The organism is Aurantimonas sp. C2-5-R2 (assembly GCF_036549495.1).
Taxonomy (GTDB): Bacteria; Pseudomonadota; Alphaproteobacteria; order Rhizobiales; family Rhizobiaceae; genus Aurantimonas; species Aurantimonas coralicida_A.
The window spans coordinates 512-1,710 of record NZ_JAZHLJ010000213.1; the positions used below are offsets into that span (position 1 = coordinate 512).

The following is a 1,199-nucleotide window of genomic DNA, read 5'->3' on the forward strand; positions in this document are numbered from 1 at the left end:
CTCAAACGCCTGAATAATAACCAGGTCGGCCGAAGAGACCGCTCATGATCGCGTGAAACACGTGCTCACGATCGCCTGAAATGGCTGCTCACAATCAGCGAAATGCGCATACGGACGCGGAAACCTCGATCTTCTTCGCCAACGGTTCCTCCTGGCGTCATGAACCACACAACCTGCGCAAGAGCCGGAAAATTGGACAGCGTGCTGAGTGGATTGTCTGCCTGAAGGCGGCCAGGATGGCCGAGATCAGGAGAGACGATGAGCAAGAGACCCAGGCGGAACCACAGCCCTGCCTTCAAGGCCAAGGTCGCGCTCGCGGCCATGCGCGGTGAGAAGACCGTGGCCGAGTTGGCGCAGCAATTCGACGTGCATCCGAACCAGATTACGCAATGGCGCTCGCAGCTTCTAGAAGGAGCGCGCGCGGTTTTCGGACCGGCGCGTTCGTCTGCGGCCACGCCTGCGGTGGACGTGAAGACGCTTCACGCGAAGATCGGAGAGCTGACGCTGGCCAACGATTTTTTAGAAACTGCGCTCGACAAGGCCGGACTGTTGGCGAGCGCAAAGCGATGATCGACCGGTCTCATGATCTGCCGACCGCCGCCCAGGCTCGCGAACTCGGCATCAGCCGCGGCGCCGTTTATTACGAACCGCGAGGTGTCTGCGACAATGACCTCACGCTGATGCGCCGGATCGACGAACTGCATCTGGAGTATCCATTCGCCGGAAGCCGTATGCTCCGCGATCTCCTCGCCGGTGAAGGGATCATCGTCGGCCGTCTTCACGTCGCGACGCTGATGAAGCGAATGGGCATCGAGGCGATCTACCGAAAGCCGAACACCTCGAAGCCGGCGCCCGGCCACAAGATCTACCCTTATCTCCTGCGAAAGCTGCCGGTGACGCGACCCAATCAGGTCTGGGCGATGGACATCACTTACATCCCCATGGCCCGGGGCTTCGTCTATCTCACCGCAGTCGTCGACTGGTTCAGCCGTCGCGTCCTGACCTGGCGCCTGTCGATCACGCTGCATGCTGACTTTTGCATTGAGGCCGTGGAGGAGGCGCTGGCTCGCTTCGGACCGCCGGAGATCTTCAACACCGACCAGGGATCGCAGGGCGGATTCAACCGGTCGTCGCAACACTTCGACAATGGAGGTTGCGGTGAAGAAAATGGAACAAGATGTCGAACACGGTGTCCAATC

General features: G+C 60.2%; 1 pseudogene. It reads left to right on the plus strand.

The features are described from left to right. Window positions 1-258 precede the first annotated feature (258 nt). Window positions 259-1,112: pseudogene (locus VQ044_RS25035) on the plus strand (IS3 family transposase); the annotation flags it as partial. Window positions 1,113-1,199 lie beyond the last annotated feature (87 nt).